The organism is Pseudomonas prosekii (assembly GCF_900105155.1).
Taxonomy (GTDB): Bacteria; Pseudomonadota; Gammaproteobacteria; order Pseudomonadales; family Pseudomonadaceae; genus Aquipseudomonas; species Aquipseudomonas prosekii.
In genome coordinates, this window is record NZ_LT629762.1 from 4,939,924 (window position 1) to 4,958,809 (window position 18,886).

6 protein-coding genes are annotated in these 18,886 nt (G+C 62.3%); 4 read left to right on the plus strand and 2 right to left on the minus strand.

The annotated features are described in order from the left end of the window. Positions 1 to 11 precede the first annotated feature (11 nt). Positions 12 to 1,802, minus strand: coding sequence for an acyclic terpene utilization AtuA family protein (locus BLU01_RS22520; protein WP_167370443.1), 1,791 nt, complete (start codon positions 1,800 to 1,802; stop codon positions 12 to 14). 202 nt (positions 1,803 to 2,004) lie between these two features. Between BLU01_RS22520 and BLU01_RS22525 the strand changes: the two genes are divergently transcribed. From BLU01_RS22525 to BLU01_RS22535, 3 genes are all read left to right on the plus strand, one after another. Then, on the plus strand, positions 2,005 to 2,631 hold the full coding sequence (locus BLU01_RS22525; RefSeq protein ID WP_092279634.1) for a TetR/AcrR family transcriptional regulator: 627 nt from the start codon (positions 2,005 to 2,007) through the stop codon (positions 2,629 to 2,631). 115 nt (positions 2,632 to 2,746) lie between these two features. Beyond that, positions 2,747 to 3,541, plus strand: coding sequence for a substrate-binding periplasmic protein (locus BLU01_RS22530; RefSeq protein WP_178076524.1), 795 nt, complete (start codon positions 2,747 to 2,749; stop codon positions 3,539 to 3,541). A 99-nt stretch (positions 3,542 to 3,640) separates the two neighbouring features. Further along, a complete protein-coding gene (locus BLU01_RS22535) occupies positions 3,641 to 4,654 on the plus strand; it encodes a GNAT family N-acetyltransferase (RefSeq protein ID WP_092279636.1) in 1,014 nt (337 codons plus the stop codon). Positions 4,655 to 4,787: 133 nt separating this feature from the next. On the opposite strand, the gene BLU01_RS22540 is transcribed toward BLU01_RS22535, so the two are convergent. Beyond that, positions 4,788 to 5,336, minus strand: coding sequence for an RNA polymerase factor sigma-70 (locus BLU01_RS22540; protein WP_056856344.1), 549 nt, complete (start codon positions 5,334 to 5,336; stop codon positions 4,788 to 4,790). A 370-nt stretch (positions 5,337 to 5,706) separates the two neighbouring features. Here BLU01_RS22540 and BLU01_RS22545 point away from each other — a divergent pair, with 370 nt between their 5' ends. Beyond that, positions 5,707 to 18,702, plus strand: a complete 12,996-nt coding sequence (locus BLU01_RS22545; RefSeq protein ID WP_092279638.1) for a non-ribosomal peptide synthetase — start codon at positions 5,707 to 5,709, stop codon at positions 18,700 to 18,702. Positions 18,703 to 18,886 lie beyond the last annotated feature (184 nt).

Here is an 18,886-nt window from a genome sequence, read left to right on the forward strand (position 1 = left end):
GCAGCGTTCCCCTAATTGACCTGGTCGGCGATGCTTTGCGGCACCGGAATCTGGAATTCCAGCAGTTGCTGGGCGAACGCCTTGCCTTGCGGATCAATCCGCAGACTGGCGACGCCACCACCGCCGAGGGCGTTTTCCAGGAGGAAATTCAAACTGTCGCTGCCCGGCAGATACCAGCGTTCAACCCGTCCGTGGATCGGATCGAGCACATGGCGCATCCAATCGACCAACACTTCCGGGGTCAGCGCTTCGGCGATCCACGGCAGAAACTCCGGCTCGCGCGCCATCACGCCAATGTTGCTGTGATTGCCTTTGTCGCCGGAGCGCGCCACCGCGAGTTTCACCAGCGCCACACTGGCGTCGGCGCGACCGCTCGGTTTCGCGGGTTCCAGCGGCACTGGCAAATCGGCCGGGTCGAGCGCATCGAGAGTGGGCAGGGCGCAGGGATGGCGTTGACCGTCGAGGTCAATCGTCAGCGCGCAGGTGCTTTTGTCGATCAGGAACGAGAACAGCCGAATCAGCGGATACACCGTTGGCCGTCCGCCGACAATGCCGGTCAGCCCCGGCGCCATGCCGGTGGCGGCCTGGGCAATTTCCCGGGAGAACACGATCAGCGCCTGTTTGCTCGGGTGGCGCACCGCCAGTTTGATCACCACTTCACGGCTGTCGAAGCGCTGGCCGTGCGGGCCATAAGTCGCCTCGCTGCCAAGCAGTTCGATGTTCACTTCGCTGTACGGCGCCCAACCGCGCTGGCGGAAAATCTCCGAGGTCTTGTTGATGATTGCTTCGCTGACCCGGCGCGCCTTGTCGACGGCATCGATTCCGGCCATCAGGCAACTGGCGGTGCAGCGAAAACCGTCGAGGTAGGTGGCGCTGACCTTGTATTGATCGCTCGGCGGCAAACCTGTGGCGCCGTGCACCCGCACCGCGTTTTTGCCTTGTTGCTGAAGTTTGACCTGGCTGAAATCGCAGACCACGTCCGGCAGCAGATACGCTTGCGGGTTGCCGATTTCGTAGAGCATCTGCTCGCCAACGGTCAGCGGTGAGACCAGCCCGCCCGAGCCTTCGGGTTTGCTGACGATGAACTGGCTGTCGGCGCTGACTTCGACGATCGGGAAACCGATGTGCTCGTAATCCGGCACCTCGCGCCAATCGGTGAAATTGCCGCCGGTGCACTGCGCGCCGCATTCGATGATGTGCCCGGCCAGCGCCGCTTGCGCGAGTTTGTCGTAGTCGTGCCACGACCAGGCGAATTCATGCACCAGCGCCGCGCTGACCACGGCACTGTCGACCACTCGTCCGGTGATCACGATGTCCGCGTCCAGACGCAGCGCTTCGACGATGCCCGGTGCGCCGAGGTAGGCGTTGGTCGAGACGCACATCGGCGGCAACGGCACGCCGCTGAACATTTCGCGAATGCCTTGGCTGCCGAGCTGTTTGAACTGCGGTTGCAAGTCATCGCCGAGCAACACGGCGATCTTCAGCGCCACGCCAGCCTTGTCGCACGCCGCTTGCAGGGCGGCGGCGCAGGCTTGCGGGTTGATCCCGCCGGCATTGCTGATCACGCGGATTTTCTGCTCGGCGAGTTGCGGCAATAAAGGTGTGAGCACGTCGATGAAGTCGCTGGCGTAACCGGCCGCCGGGTCTTTCATCCGCGCGCCGGCCATGATCGACATGGTAATTTCGGCCAGGTAATCGAACACCAGATAGTCCAGGCGCCCGTCGTTGACCAGTTGCGCGGCGGCGGTCGAGGTGTCGCCCCAGAAGGCGCTGGCGCAACCGATGCGAATTGTTTTTGACACAGTCGACTCCCTGGCAGTTTTTATCATCAGCTGCGGCAGAACGGTTTCGAGACTACCAAGCAAGCGCTTGGTTTGTAAACGTCTGAAATATCTTCTTCCCAAGCGCTTGCTTGGTCGTCCTCGCCAGCTTAAATTGCCCGCGCAATCCCGCTGTTTTCGCGGCGAGCGGCGCATTTGATTGATCGACTGTAGGAGAGAACGGGTGGACGAGCAAAAAGCCCTGACGGTGATGCGCGAATTGGTCGACGACGGCCGATTGACCGACCCGGACAGCGCTCGCGGCAAATTGCTGCAAGTGGCGGCTCACCTGTTCCGTAATAAAGGTTATGAACGCACCACCGTGCGCGATCTGGCTGGCGCGGTGGGGATTCAGTCGGGGAGCATTTTTCATCACTTCAAGAGCAAGGACGAAATCCTCCGCGCGGTGATGGAAGAAACCATTCGCTACAACACCGCGTTGATGCAGGCCGCTCTGGCCGAGTCCGACAACGTCCGCGAGCGCGTGCTGGCGCTGATTCGCTGCGAATTGCAGTCGATCATGGGCGGCAGCGGCGAAGCGATGGCGGTGCTGGTGTATGAATGGCGCTCGTTGTCCGAAGAGGGTCAGGCGCAGGTGCTGGCCTTGCGCGATATTTATGAAGAGATCTGGCTGCAAGTACTCGGCGAGGCGAAAGCGGCCGGGTTTATTCGCGGCGACGTGTTCATCACCCGGCGTTTCCTCACGGGCGCGTTGTCCTGGACCACCACCTGGTTTCGTGCCGGCGGCGGTTTGAGCCTCGATCAATTGGCCGATGAGGCGTTGATTCTGGTGCTTGAAGAGAAGCAGTGACGCGTCTGTCTCGGCGGTTAACGGGTTAAATAAGCGGTTGGAACTGGCTAAGTAGGCGAAACCGCCTAGTTTGAATGAATTGATGCGTTATTTTTTTGGGGAGTGGTTTGTTTTGATGTCTTCGCCAATGTGGACAGTGCCGCGGCTTTTGCTGGCGGCACTTGCGGTGTTGTGGGCGTTGCCGGCCCACGCAGGGCAACTGGTGCGGGTCGGTGCCGCGCATTTTCCGCCCTACACCGTGCGTCCGGAGTCCGGCGCCGACACCGGTCTGCTGCCGCAATTGGTCGAAGCGCTGAATCAGCTGCAAAGCGATTATCAGTTTGTGCTGGTGCCGACGTCCATTCCGCGACGCTTCGGTGATTTCAAGCAGGCGCGGGTCGACATGGCGATTTTCGAGAACCCGGACTGGGGCTGGAAAGACATCCCGCACACCACCGTCGACATGGGCCTGGAAGACGCCGAGATTTTCGTCGCGCAACGCGAGCCGCAACGTGGCGAAAGTTATTTTGCCGACCTCAAGGGCAAACGTTTGGCGCTGTTCAGTGGCTACCATTACGAATTCGCCAATTTCAACGCCGACCCGAAAACCCTCGCGCAAAACTACAACGCCACGCTGACTTATTCCCACGACAGCAACCTGTTGATGGTGCTGCGCGGGCGTGCCGATGTGGCGCTGGTCACGCGCTCCTATTTAAGCGACTACTTGCTGCGCAACGAGAAAGTCGCCGATCAGTTGCTGGTGTCCCAGCGCATCGATCAGGTCTATCACCATTACGCGATCATCCGCCCGACTGCGCCGATCACCGGCGAGGCGTTCGGCAAATTGCTCCGGGGCTTGCGCGACAACGGCCAGATGCTGAAGATTTTTCAGCCGTACCGGATCGCCGTGGTGCCGGTGCCGGACTCCTGAAAACCCGCCGCAGGTCGCGGATCTGCTCCGTTCGCTTAAATTTCCCGGCTCGGCTCACGTCACCTCGTTGAACTGTCGACGATTACTGTGAGCCCGACCATGTCCAATCTGAATGACCTGACTGCCCTGGCCTTGCCGTCAGGACGCAGTCTTGAAGCCGATGAAACCGAAACCCGCCTGAGCCTCAGCCTCGAAGGGCAACCGCTGATTCGCCTGCGCCTGTCGCGTGAGCCGGCATTGCACATCGAGGTCGATGAGCGTTTTGGTTTGCCTGCCAGCCAAGCGTTCTGGGCGGCCTGCTATTGGCTGTTCGCCCGCGATCCGGCCTGCCAGCGCTTGACCTGGCGGCTCGATGAAGTGCCGACCGACGCGCTGTTCAGCGGTTTGCTGGTGGCCACCGAAGTGACGGGCGAATACCGCTGCGAGCGCGCGCTGTTCTGGCAATTGCCGCAGCCGTGGCTCGGCGAATCGTTGAGCGGCACCTATCCGCAGCAAATGGTCATCAGCGCCGGCAAGCGCCATCCGTTGCGCGCGCCTAAACCGCGCGGCGAAGTCTATCGGCGTTTTGATCCGCGGCTCGGTGCCTGGGTATCGTTGCGCACGCTGGAAATCGATAAGGACCTGAGCCGCTTCAACCGCTGGCAGAACAGCCCGCGCGTCGCCAGTTTCTGGCAGGAGGAGGGCAGCCTCGAACAGCATCGCGAATACCTGAGCAAGCTCGACGCCGACCCGCACACGCTGACCCTGATCGGCTGTTTTGACGATCAGCCGTTTGCCTACTTCGAAGCCTATTGGGCCAAGGAAGATCGGATCGCGCCGTTTTATGACGCCGGCGATTACGACCGCGGCATTCATATGTTGGTGGGGGAAGAAGCGCATCGCGGCCCGCACAAAGTCGCGAGCTGGTTATCGGCGCTGGTGCATTACCTGTTTCTCGACGATCCGCGCACGCAACGGGTGGTCGCCGAGCCGCGCGCCGACAACGCGAAGATGATCGGGTACATGCACAACCAGTGTTTTCACTGCGAGAAAGAGTTCGACTTCCCGCACAAACGCGCGGCGCTGATGATGTTGGGGCGTGAGCGGTTTTTTGATCGGTGCACGTTGGCGTGAGGCGCAGGGCTCAAGATTCTTTGCGGTCTTGAGTCCGCTATCGCGAGCAAGCCTTGCTCCCACGGTTATGGGTTAGTCGCACCATGACGGTTTGACCGAAAACCTGTGGGAGCAAGGCTTGCCCGCGATGCTTTTAACGACGGGCAAAGGTATCCGCGCGGCTGCCCGAGACTTTGCGGCAATGCACCAGCGCGTCGCGAATCATGAAGTTCACCAGTGTCGGCGACACCCCGAGTTCCTTGGCGATGTCCTTCTGCGGCACGCCGTGCAAACGGTACATCTCAAACGCGTAACGCGTGCGGCTCGGCAGCTCGGTCAGCGCGTCGGCGATGTTTTCCAGGGTCGAGAAATTGATGTGCGAGGTTTCCGGCGAAGCGCCCTGGATGACCACGTTCAAACCCTCTTCTTCAGGCCCCGAATATTTCTGCTCAAGCGCCTGCTTGCGGTAGTGATCGATCGCCAGGTTGCGCACGATCTGGAACAGGTAGCTGAGCTGCGCCTTGAACGAAGACGTGATCTGCGGCGCTGATTGCAGCCGGAAAAACGCGTCTTGCACCACGTCCTCAGCCCGCGACCGGCAGCCGGTAATGCGTGCTGCGATTTTGACCAGAATCAGTCGGTTGTCGACGAAGGCCTGAAGTAGCGGTGAATCGCACCTGCTTGTGGATACTTGTTCCGTCATGGAAATCACCTTGCTGCAAATAGGGTTGTGGGGCGACCAGGGGAGCTGAGCCGTCCTACACATCGAGCGACAAATTATGTTGAATGATAATGATTGTCAATTGAGAAAGAGAATTAATGCTCCACAAAAGTGCAGAGTGCGAACTGCGACACGCTGTCGCGCCCAGCCCTGTTGCGTTTGCAGCCCGCCGACTAATTATTTCAAGACATCAATCGTTCTCATTGGTGAATGGCAGCGCTTTCGAGCCGCGCCATAACAGCATTCCCAAGCCTTGCGCGGTCGGCGAAGACCGCGTCCTGCACGCCATTTTTTGCGCGTGACCAGCGAAAACCGATTCCAACTTGCAAGCCGAATTCAGGCAGGAAACCTCATGACCGACGCGTTCGAACTCCCCAGCACACTGGTCCAAGCCCTCCAGCGCCGCGCGGCCCTGACGCCGGATCGAGTGGCTTTGCGTTTTCTCGCCGAAACCGCGGATCAAACGGTAGTCCTCAGTTATCGCGACCTCGATCAGCGCGCCCGCACCATTGCCGGCGCATTGCAGGCCGAAGCGGCGTTTGGCGATCGCGCGGTGCTGCTGTTTCCCAGCGGCCCGGATTACGTCGCGGCGTTTTTCGGTTGCCTGTATGCCGGGGTGATCGCGGTGCCGGCCTATCCGCCGGAATCGGCCAAACGTCATCACCAGGAACGCTTGCTGTCGATCATCAGCGACGCCGAACCGCGCCTGCTGTTGACCAGCGCCGGTCAGCAAGACGCCTTGTCGCAAATCGACGGCGCGCCGCCGCTGTTGTGCGTTGATACCCTCGACGCCGCGTTGGCCGAGGATTGGGTTTTGCCCGAGCTTGAAGGCGAGCACATTGCCTTCCTGCAATACACCTCCGGCTCGACCGCGTTGCCCAAAGGCGTGCAAGTCAGCCACGGCAATCTGGTGGCCAACGAACTGCTGATCCGCCATGGTTTTGGCATCGATCTGAACCCCAACGACGTCATCGTCAGTTGGCTGCCGCTGTACCACGACATGGGTTTGATCGGCGGTCTGTTGCAGCCGATTTTCAGCGGCGTGCCGTGCGTGTTGATGTCGCCGGCGTATTTCCTCGGTCGGCCGTTGCGCTGGCTGGAAGCGATCAGCGAGTACGGTGGCACCATCAGCGGCGGCCCGGATTTCGCCTATCGTTTGTGCAGCGAGCGGGTCAGTGAATCGGCGCTGGAGCGCCTCGATCTCAGCGGCTGGCGCGTGGCCTATTCCGGCTCCGAGCCGATCCGCCTCGACACGCTGGAACGCTTCGCCGAGAAATTCGCCGCGTGCGGTTTTACCGAAAATAGCTTCATGGCGTCCTACGGTTTGGCCGAGGCCACACTGTTTGTCGCCGGCACCCCGCGCGGCCACGGCATCGGCAATTTGCGAGTCGACGATCAAGCCTTGGCGCAAAACCGCGCCGAAGCAGGCGAGGGCGCGGCGATCATGAGTTGCGGCATCAGCCAGCCGGATCACGCGGTGCTGATCGTCGAGCCGGTGGCGTTAACCGAACTGGCCGATAACGCCGTCGGCGAAGTCTGGGCCGCCGGGCCGAGCATCGCACACGGTTATTGGCGCAACCCCGAGGCCAGCAGCAAAACGTTCGTCGAACACGCGGGCCGCACTTGGCTGCGCACCGGCGATCTGGGGTTCATGCGCGACGGTGAATTGTTCGTCACCGGGCGCCTGAAAGACATGCTCATCGTGCGCGGCCACAACCTCTATCCGCAGGACATCGAGCAGACCGTCGAGCGCGAAGTCGAAGTGGTGCGCAAGGGGCGCGTCGCCGCGTTCGCGATCAATGTCGATGGCGAAGAAGGCATCGGCATCGCCGCAGAAATCAGCCGCAGCGTGCAGAAAATTCTGCCGCCCGAAGCGCTGATCAAAGCCATCCGCCAAGCCGTGGCCGAGGCGTATCAGCAAGCGCCGAGCGTGGTGGTGTTGCTCAATCCCGGTGCGCTGCCGAAGACGTCCAGCGGCAAACTGCAACGCTCGGCGTGCCGTAATCGCCTGGCGGACGGCAGCCTCGACAGCTACGCGTTGTTTCCGTCGGCAACCGCCGAAAGCGCGGCGGCGACGCAATCCGCATCCGAGCTGCAAACGCTGATCGGCAACCTCTGGTGCGAACAGCTCGGAGTCAAACAGGTCAACGCCGACGATCACTTTTTCCTCCTCGGCGGCAATTCCATCGCTGCCACGCAAGTGGTCGCGCGCTTGCGTGAAACGTTGGGCCTGGAACTGAACCTGCGCCTGTTATTCGAAGCGCCGAGCCTCGGCGAGTTTGCCGCTGCGGTCGCGCAATTGCAGGAGGACGGCGGCCAGGCCCAAGGCGCGATCAACCTGTTGTCGCGCAGCGAAGCGCTGCCGCAATCGCTGGCGCAAAACCGTTTGTGGATCACCTGGCAACTCGATCCGCACAGCAGCGCCTACAACATTCCCGGAGCGTTGCGTCTGCGCGGCGAACTCGATGAAGACGCGTTGCGCAGCAGTTTCCAGCAGTTGATCGAGCGTCACGAATCGCTGCGCACGCGCTTCTTCGAGCGCGACGGCGTGGCGTTGCAACAGGTGGATGGCGCTGCTGAATTCAATCTGCAACTGATCGACATCAGCGACTTGCCGGTCGATAAGCGCGAAGTGCGCGCGCAACAAATCCGTGAAGACGAGGCGCGCACTCAGTTTGATCTGCAAAAAGGCCCATTGCTTTGGGTGACACTGGTGCGCCTCGACGACGAGGACCATCAACTGCTGGTGACGCTGCACCACATCATTGCTGACGGTTGGTCGCTGAACGTCTTGATCGACGAGTTCTCGCGCCTGTACGCCGCCGCTTCGCAGGGGCAAACCGCCAACCTTGCGGCGCTGCCAACCCAGTACGCCGATTACGGCAGTTGGCAGCGTCAATGGCTGGCGCAAGGTGAGGGCGAGCGCCAACTCGCCTATTGGACAGAACAGTTGGGCGATGAGCATCCGCTGCTGAGCCTGGCCACCGATCACCCGCGCTCGGCGCAACAGCGGCACAGCGCCGCACGCCACACCGTGCGTCTGGGCGCGAGCCTCAGCGAAGCGATTCGCCAGACTGCGCTCGCGCACCAAGCGACGCCGTTCATGCTGCTGTTGAGCGCATTTCAGAGCCTGTTGCATCGCTACAGTGGCCAGCGCGATATCCGCGTCGGCGTGCCGAATGCCAACCGGCCGCGCCTGGAAACCCAAGGCTTGATCGGCTTCTTCATCAACACCCAAGTGCTGCGCGCCGAGGTCGATTCGCGGCTGCCGTTCCGTGAGCTGCTGGCGCAAACCCGGCAAGCGACATTGGGCGCGCAAGCTCATCAGGACGTGCCGTTCGAGCAACTGCTGGAAGCGTTTCCGCAGGCGCGCGAATCCGGTTTGTTCCAGGTCGTGTTCAACCACCAGCAACGCGACTTGAGCGCCTTGCGCCGCTTGCCGGGGTTGCTCGCCGAAGAGCTGCCGTGGCACAGCCGCGAAGCCAAGTTCGACCTGCAATTGCACAGTGAAGAAGACCGCAACGGGCGGTTGAGCCTGTCCTTCGACTACGCCGACGAGCTGTTCGACGCGGCGACCATCGAGCGCCTGGCCGAGCATTTCAGCAACTTGCTGCGTAATGTCTGCGAGCAGCCGCAACGCGCTATCGGCGATCTGCAATTGCTCAATCCGAGCGAGGCCGAGCAACAGCAGAAATGGAGCACGGCGCCGTGCACACCTGCCAGCCAATGGCTGCCGCAACGGCTCAATGAGCAAGTGCTGCTGACCCCGCAGCGCACCGCGTTGATCTGGGACGGCGGGCAAATCGACTTCGCCGAACTGCACGCCCAAGCCAATCGCCTGGCGCATTACCTGCGCGACAAAGGCGTCGGCCCGGACGTGTGCGTGGCCATCGCTGCCGAGCGTTCGCCGCAACTGTTGATCGGCCTGCTGGCGATCATCAAGGCTGGCGGCGCCTATGTGCCGCTGGACCCGGATTACCCGGCCGAGCGCCTCGCTTACATGCTCAGCGACAGCGGGGTCGAATTGCTCCTGACCCAGACGGCCTTGCTCGAGCGCTTGCCGGCCACCGACGGTGTCAGCGTCATCGCCATGGACGCCCTGCACCTGGAAAACTGGCCGAGTCAGGCGCCGGGCCTGCACTTGCACGGCGACAACCTCGCCTACGTGATTTACACCTCCGGTTCGACCGGCCAGCCAAAAGGCGTCGGCAACACCCACGCCGCCCTCGCTGAACGTTTGCAATGGATGCAGAACACCTATCGCCTCGACGAAACCGACGTGCTGATGCAAAAAGCACCGATCAGTTTCGACGTGTCGGTGTGGGAATGCTTCTGGCCGTTGATCACCGGCGCGCGTTTGCTGATTGCCGGCCCCGGTGAACACCGCGATCCGCATCGCATCGCGCAACTGGTTCAGCAATACGGCGTGACCACGCTGCACTTCGTGCCGCCGCTGTTGGCGTTGTTTATCGAAGAACCGCTGACCGCTGAATGCACCAGCCTGCGCCGGGTTTTCTCCGGTGGCGAAGCATTGCCGGCGGAGCTGCGTAACCGCGTGCTCGAGCAACTGCCGGCGGTGCAATTGCACAACCGTTATGGCCCGACCGAAACCGCGATCAACGTCACGCATTGGCATTGCACCAGCGCCGATGGCGAGCGCTCGCCGATTGGCCGGCCGCTGGGCAACGTGATTTGCCGGGTGCTCGACAGCGAGCTCAACCCGGTGCCGGCCGGGGTGCCGGGCGAATTGTGCATCAGCGGTATTGGTCTGGCGCGCGGTTATCTGCGGCGTCCGGCGCTGACCGCCGAACGGTTTGTCGTCGACCCACTGAGCGAGCAGGGCGCGCGCTTGTACCGCACTGGCGACCGCGCGCGCTGGAGCGCTGATGGCGTGATCGAATACCTCGGGCGCCTCGATCAGCAGGTCAAACTGCGTGGTTTCCGCGTCGAGCCGCAAGAGATCGAAGCGCGGCTGCTCGCGCAATCAGGTGTGGCGCAAGCCGTGGTGCTGGTGCGCGAAACCGCTGCCGGCGGCCAGTTGATCGGTTACTACACAACAACTGCCAGCGACGAATCCGCAGACCAGCAATCCGTACGCCTGACAGCCGCACTGGCCGCCGAGTTGCCGGAATACATGGTTCCGGCGCAACTGATGCGCCTCGAGGAAATGCCCCTGAGCCCGAGCGGCAAACTCGACCGTCGCGCCTTGCCGGAGCCGCAATGGCAGGTGCGCGAACACGTCGAACCGGTGAGCGAACTCGAACGCCAAATCGCCGCTATCTGGCGCGAAGTGCTGGGCCTGCAGCAAATCGGCCTGCGCGACGACTTCTTTGCCCTCGGCGGACATTCGCTGCTGGCGACGCAAATCATCTCCCGCACACGCCAGGCCTGCGACGTCGAATTGCCGTTGCGCGCCTTGTTCGAAAACAGCGAACTCGGCGCGTTTGCCGAGCAAGTGCGGCTGATTCAGGTCAGCGGCAACACCAACCGCCAGCCACCGATCGACAAGGTCGATCGCAGCCAAGCGGTGCCGCTGTCGTATTCGCAGCAACGCATGTGGTTCCTCTGGCAAATGGAGCCGGACAGCCCGGCTTATAACGTCGGCGGCATGGCGCGGTTGCGCGGCGTGCTGGATGTCGGGCGTTTTGAAGCGGCGCTGCAAGCGCTGATCATTCGCCACGAAACCCTGCGCACCACGTTCCCGAGCATTAATGGCGTGGCGCGGCAACAGGTGCACGCCGACACTGGCCTGCGCATGGACTGGAAGGACTTCACCGCACTCGATGCCGATGGCCGCGAATCGCAGGTCCAGCAACTGGCCGACGCTGAGGCGCACAAGCCGTTCGACCTGGAAACCGGTCCGCTGCTGCGCGCCTGTCTGGTCAAGACCGCCAAGCAGGAACATTACCTGGTGCTGACCTTGCACCACATCGTCACCGAAGGCTGGGCGATGGATATTTTCGCCCGCGAACTCAGCGCGCTTTACGAAGCGTTCGTCGATGACCGCGAATCGCCGTTGCAGCCGTTGCCGGTGCAATACCTCGATTACAGCGTGTGGCAGCGTCAGTGGCTGGAGTCCGGCGAGCGCCAACGTCAGCTCGATTACTGGACCACGCAACTGGGCCGCGAACATCCGCTGCTGGAATTGCCCGCCGACCGTCCGCGTCCGCCGGTGCAAAGTCACCAGGGCGAACTGTACCGCTTTGACCTGAGCGACGACCTTGCGGCGCGGGTTCGGGCGTTCAATGCACAAAACGGTCTGACCCTGTTCATGACCATGACCGCTGCGCTCGCCGTGCTGCTTTACCGCTACAGCGGCCAGAGCGATTTGCGCATCGGCGCGCCGGTGGCCAACCGCATTCGCCCGGAAAGCGAAGGGCTGATCGGCGCGTTCCTTAATACGCAAGTGCTGCGTTGCCAACTCGACGGGCAGATGTCGGTCGGCGAATTGTTCGAGCAGGTGCGCCACACCGTGATCGAAGGCCAGTCGCATCAGGACTTGCCGTTCGATCATCTGGTCGAAGCGTTGCAGCCGCCGCGCAGTGCCGCGTACAACCCGTTGTTCCAGGTGATGTGCAACGTGCAGCGCTGGGAATTCCAGCAGAGCCGCACGCTCGCCGGCATGACCGTCGAGTACCTGGCCAACGATGCGCGGGCGACCAAATTCGACCTCAACCTGGAAGTCACCGACCTCGATCATCGCCTCGGTTGCTGCCTGACTTACAGCGCTGATTTGTTCGATGAGCCGCGCATTGCGCGCATGGCCGGGCATTGGCGCAATCTGCTCGAAGCGTTGCTGGCCGATCCGCAGCAGCGTCTCAGCGAGCTGCCGTTGCTCGAATCCGCCGAACAGCAAAACCTGCTCGACAGCCTCGGCATCGAGCCGGGCCAACATCGCCTCGACCAGTGCATTCATCACCTGTTCAGCGAGCAGGCACTGGCGCGCAAAGACGCACCGGCGCTGACCTTCGCCGGCGAAACCCTGAGCTACGCCGAACTCGACAGCCGCGCCAATCGCCTGGCCTGGATGCTCCGCGAGCGTGGTGTCGGCCCGCAAGTGCGCGTCGGCCTCGCGCTGGAGCGCTCGCTGGAAATGGTCATCGGCCTGCTGGCGATTCTCAAGGCTGGCGGCGCTTATGTGCCGCTCGATCCGGAATACCCGCTCGATCGCCTGCATTACATGATCGAAGACAGCGGCATCGGTTTGCTGCTCAGCGACCAGGCGATGTTCAACGCGCTGGGTGAATTGCCGGCGACCGTGGCCCGTTGCTGCCTCGAAGAAGACGCCGCCGAACTGGCCCATTACCCGGCCAGCGAGTTGCCATTTATCAGCCTGCCGCAACATCAGGCGTACCTGATTTACACCTCGGGTTCGACCGGGAAACCGAAAGGCGTGGTGGTCTCGCACGGTGAAATTGCCATGCACTGCCAAGCGGTGATCGAGCGTTTCGGCATGCGCCCGGACGATTGCGAGTTGCACTTCTATTCGATCAACTTTGACGCCGCCACCGAGCGCCTGCTGGTGCCGTTGTTGAGCGGCGCACAAGTGGTGTTGCGCGCTCAAGGGCAGTGGGACGCGGAAGAAATCTGCGGGTTGATTCGTCAGCACCAGATCAACGTCCTCGGTTTCACTCCAAGCTACGGCAGCCAATTGGCGCAGTGGCTGGCGACTCAGGGCGAAACGCTGCCGGTGCGCATGTGCATCACCGGCGGCGAAGCGTTAACCGGTGAACACCTGGCGCGGATTCGCGCAGCGTTCCAGCCGAGCGTGTTTTTCAACGCGTACGGCCCGACCGAAACCGTGGTCATGCCACTCGCCAGCCTGGCCCCGCAAGTGCTGGAGGAAGGCCTCGGCAGCGTGCCGATCGGTAGCGTGATCGGCGCGCGTGTCGCGTACATTCTCGACGCCGATCTGGCGCTGGTGCCGCAAGGCGCGACCGGCGAGTTGTACGTCGGCGGCGCAGGCCTCGCGCAGGGTTATCACCAGCGCGCCGGGATGACCGCCGAGCGCTTTGTCGCCGACCCGTTCGCGGCCAATGGCGGGCGTATCTACCGCACCGGCGACCTGGTGCGCCAGCGCGCTGACGGATTGGTGGAATACCTCGGGCGGATTGACCATCAAGTGAAGATCCGTGGGTTCCGCATCGAACTCGGCGAGATCGAAACGCGTTTGCTCGAACATGCCTCGATTCGCGAAGCAGTGGTGCTGGCGCTGGACGCGCCGAGCGGCAAGCAGTTGGTCGGTTATCTGGTGACGGACATCGCCGAACAGGATGAAGCGCAACAAGCCATCTTGCGTGAAGCGTTGAAGGCGCACCTCAAGTCGCAGCTGCCGGATTACATGGTGCCGACGCACCTGATCCTGCTCGCGAGCATGCCGCTGACCGCCAACGGCAAGCTCGACCGCCGCGCATTGCCAGCGCCGGACCCGCAGCTCAATCGTCAGCATTACGTGGCGCCGAGCAATGAACTGGAACTGACGCTGGCCGGGATCTGGTGCGAAGTGCTGAACGTCGCGCAGGTCGGGCTCAACGACAACTTCTTCGAACTCGGCGGCGACTCGATCCTGTCTATTCAAGTGGTCAGCCGTGCGCGTCAGCAAGGCATTCACTTCAGCCCGCGCGACTTGTTCCAGCATCAAACGGTGCAGACGCTTGCCGCCGTCGCGACGCGCACCGAGCAGGTCAGCGCCGAGCAGGGTCTGCTCGCCGGCGAAGCGCGTCTGACGCCGATTCAGCACTGGTTCTTCGACACCGATATTCCCCAGCGCCAACACTGGAACCAGGCGTTGCTGCTGCAACCGACCAGCGCGCTGGACGCGCATCGCCTCGAGCAAGCGCTGCTGGCGGTGATCGAGCAGCATGACGCCTTGCGCCTGCGCTTCACCGCGGCCGATGGTCAGTGGCGTGCCGAGCACCAGGCGATCAACGACAGCCCGATCCTCTGGCAAGTGCGCGTTTCGTCCATGGACAAGTGCGCGGCGCTGTTCGCCGACGCGCAACGCAGCCTCGATCTGCAGCAAGGGCCGCTATTGCGCGCGCTGCTGGTCGATGGTCCTGAAGGGCAGCAACGCTTGTTTATCGCGATTCACCACTTGGTGGTCGACGGCGTTTCTTGGCGGGTTTTGCTCGACGATCTGCAGACCGTTTACCGTCAACTCGATACCGGGCAAGCGCTGAATCTGCCGGCGAAAACCAGTGCTTTCAAAGACTGGACCGCGCGTTTGCAGGCCTATGCCGGTAGCGAATCGCTGCGCGAAGAACTCGATTGGTGGCAGGCGCAACTGGCCGGGCCGGTCAGCCAATTGCCGTGTGATGACCCGCAGGGCGGCCAGCAGCACCGGCATGCGCAAACCGTCAGCGTGCGCCTCGATGCCGAGCGCACCCGGCAGTTGCTGCAGCAGGCACCAAGCGCTTATCGCACGCAGGTCAACGACTTGCTGCTGACCGCATTGGCCCGGGTGATGTGCCGCTGGAGCGGCGAGCAATCGGCGCTGATTCAACTCGAAGGTCATGGCCGCGAAACCCTGTTCGACGAGATCGACCTGACCCGCACCGTCGGTTGGTTCACCAGCGCTTATCCGCTGCGGTTGACCCCGGCGGACGGGCAGGGCGCGTCGATCAAGGCGATCAAGGAACAACTGCGCAGCGTGCCGCACAAAGGCCTCGGTTATGGCGTGTTGCGTTACCTCGCCGATGACCTGTGCCGGCAGACCATGAGCGCGTTGCCGGTGGCGCCGATCACCTTCAACTACCTCGGCCAGTTCGACCAGAGCTTCGGCGCCGACGCGTTGTTCCGCCCGCTCGATGAAGCAGTCGGCGCGGCCCACGATGCGCACGCGCCGCTGCCGAACGAGCTGAGTGTCGACAGTCAGGTGTATGGCGGTGAACTGCTGCTGCGCTGGACCTTCAGCGCTGAGCGTCACGACCCGCAAACCATTAATGAGCTGGCGAGCGCATACGTCGCCGAGCTGCGCAGCCTGATCGAACATTGCTTGCACGGCGATGCCGGTGGCCTGACGCCGTCGGACTTCCCGTTGGCCCGGCTGACCCAGGCGCAACTCGATGCACTGCCGATTCCTGCGGCGCTGATTGAGGACGTCTACCCGCTGACGCCGATGCAGGAAGGCATGTTGCTGCACACGCTGCTGGAACCGGGCACCGGCCTGTATTACATGCAGGATCGCTATCGCATCAACAGCGAGCTCGATCCGCAGCGTTTTGCCGAGGCCTGGCAAGCGGTGATTGCGCGTCACGAAGCGTTGCGCGCGTCGTTCTGCTGGAACGTCGGCGAAGACATGCTGCAAGTGATTCACACACCGGGCAGCACGCCGATCGAGTACCTCGACTGGACCGCGATGGCCGAGGCCGAGCAAGAACCGCAGCTGCAAGCGTTGCTGAAAAACGAGCGCGAAACCGGCTTCGATTTGCTCAATCAGGCACCGTTCCACTTGCGTCTGATCAAGGTCGGCGCAGCGCGTTACTGGTTCATGATGAGCAACCACCACATCCTTATCGATGCTTGGTGCCGTTCGCTGCTGATGAACGATTTCTTCGAAATCTACATGGCGCTGGGCGAGGGCCGCGACGCGCAATTGGCCGTGCCGCCGCGCTATCGCGACTACATTGGCTGGCTGCAACGGCAAAGCCTCAGCGAGGCGCGGCAGTGGTGGAAAAGCAACCTGCAAGGCTTCGAACGCACCACGCCGATCCCCAGCGACCGACCGTTCCTGCGAGAACACGCGGGTGACAGCGGCGGCATGATCGTCGGCGACCGCTACACCCGACTGGATGCCCGTGACGGCGCGCAATTGCGTGAACTAGCGCAGGCCCATCAACTGACCATCAACACCTTCGCCCAAGCGGCGTGGGCGCTGGTTTTGCGCCGTTTGAGCGGTGATCGCGACGTGCTGTTCGGCGTCACGGTGGCCGGGCGTCCGGTGGAAATGCCGGAGATGCAACGCACCGTCGGGCTGTTCATCAACAGCATCGCGCTGCGGGTCAAAATGCCCGAAGACGATCAGCGTTGCAGCGTTCGCCAGTGGCTCAGCGGTTTGCTCGACAGCAACATGCAACTGCGCGAGTACGAATACCTGCCGCTGGTGACCATTCAGGAAAACAGTGAATTGCCGAAGGGCCAGCCGCTGTTCGACAGTCTTTTCGTGTTCGAAAACGCCCCGGTGGAAGTCTCGGTGCTGGACCGCGCGCAAAGCCTTAACGCCACCTCGGATTCGGGCCGCACGCACACCAACTTCCCGCTGACGGCGGTTTGCTATCCGGGCGACGACCTCGGTTTGCACCTGTCGTATGACCAGCGTTATTTCGACGAAAGCACCATCGAACGCATGCTCGGCGAGTTCAAGCGTCTGCTGCTGGCGCTGGTCGCAGGTTTCCATGGCGACATGGCCGACTTGCCGCTGCTGGGCGACGAGGAACAGGAGTTCCTGATCCACGGCTGCAATCAAAGCGCGCATGAATATCCGCTGGAGCAGAGCTACGTCGAGTTGTTCGAGGCGCAGGTCGCGCAGCATCCGCAGCGCATCGCCGCAAGTTGCCTCGACCGCTTGCACAGTTACGTCGAGCTCAACCAGCGCAGCAACCGCCTCGGGCATGCGTTGATCGCCGCTGGGGTCGGCCTCGATCAACCGGTGGCGTTGCTGGCCGAACGTAACCTCGATCTGCTCGGCATGATTATCGGCAGCTTCAAGGCTGGCGCGGGTTATCTGCCGCTGGATCCGGGCCTGCCGAGCCAGCGACTGAGCCGGATCATCGACCTCAGCCGCACGCCGTTGCTGGTCTGCACGCAGGTTTGCCACGAACAGGCGCTGGCGTTGCTGGATGAATTCGCCTGTTCCGAACGGCCGAAATTACTGGTCTGGGAAGACGTGCAGGCGAGCGATGCTTCGGTGCAAAACCCGGGCATCTACAGCGCGCCGGATATCCTCGCGTACGTGATCTACACCTCGGGCTCGACCGGTTTGCCGAAAGGCGTGATGGTCGAACAGCGCGGCATGCTCAATAACCAGTTGAGCAAGGTGCCGTACCTGAACCTGAGCGCAGCAGACGTGATTGCGCAAACCGCTTCGCAAAGCTTCGATATTTCGGTCTGGCAGTTCCTCGCCGCGCCGCTGTTCGGCGCGCGCGTGGACATCGTGCCGAACACCATCGCCCATGATCCGCAAGGTTTGCTGGCGCACGTACAGAGCCAGGGCATCACCGTGCTGGAAAGCGTGCCGTCGCTGATTCAGGGCATGCTCGGCCAGGAGCGCATGAGCCTCGATGGCCTGCGCTGGATGCTGCCGACCGGCGAAGCAATGCCGCCGGAACTGGCGCACCAATGGCTGCTGCGTTACCCGCAGATTGGTCTGGTGAATGCTTACGGCCCGGCGGAATGTTCGGACGACGTGGCGTTCTTCCGTGTTGACATGGCGTCGACGCGCGGCAGCTATTTGCCGATTGGTACGCCGACCGACAACAACCGTTTGTACCTGCTCGATGGCGCGCTGGAACTGGTGCCGTTGGGTGCAGTGGGCGAGTTGTGTGTCGCCGGCACCGGGGTTGGGCGCGGCTATGTCAGCGATCCGCTGCGCACCGCGCAGGTGTTTGTGCCGAACCCGTTCGGTGCGCCGGGTGATCGCTTGTATCGCACTGGCGACCTGGCCCGTCGGCGCAGTGACGGCGTGCTGGAATACGTCGGGCGTATCGACCATCAAGTGAAGATTCGCGGTTATCGCATCGAGTTGGGCGAAATCGAAGCGCGTCTGCACGAGCAACCGGAAGTGCGCGATGCGGCGGTCGGGGTGCAGGAAGGCGTCAACGGCAAGCACTTGGTCGGGTTCTTGGTGGCAAGCACGGGGGCGGCGGATTCGGCGCTCAATCCGGGCGAACGCCTGGAACGCATCAAGCAACGCCTGCGCGCCGAACTGCCGGAATACATGGTGCCGCTGCATTGGTTGTGGCTCGACAAATTGCCGCTGAACGCCAACGGCAAACTCGATCGCAAAGCCTTGCCGGCGCTGGAGATCGGCCAGTTGCAGAGTCAGGATTATCTGGCGCCGCGCAATGAGCTGGAGCAGACCCTGGCGGATATCTGGGCCGAAGTGCTCAAGGTCGATCAGGTCGGTGTGCGCGACAATTTCTTCGAACTCGGCGGCCATTCGCTGCTGGCGACGCAAATCGCCTCGCGCGTGCAAAAAGCCCTGCAACGCAATGTGCCGCTGCGGGCGATGTTCGAGTGCAGTTCGGTGGCGGAACTGGCTGAGTACATCGAAGGCTTGGCGGCGAGTGATATCACCGAAGAGAAAGTCGATCGGTTGAACGATCTGATGGCGGAGTTGGAAGGGCTTTGATTCTTTAGCGTCTGTCAGGGCCTCTTCGCGGGCAAGCCTTGCTCCTACAGGAACAGTGTTGATCGCACGATCACCGCAAACCTGTAGGAGCGAGGCTTGCCCGCGAAGGCGTCAATTCTGACCGCGCAAAGTTGACTGTCGAGCACCAGCAGCCCAGTCTTCCCGTGCCATTTTTTTTGCAGAG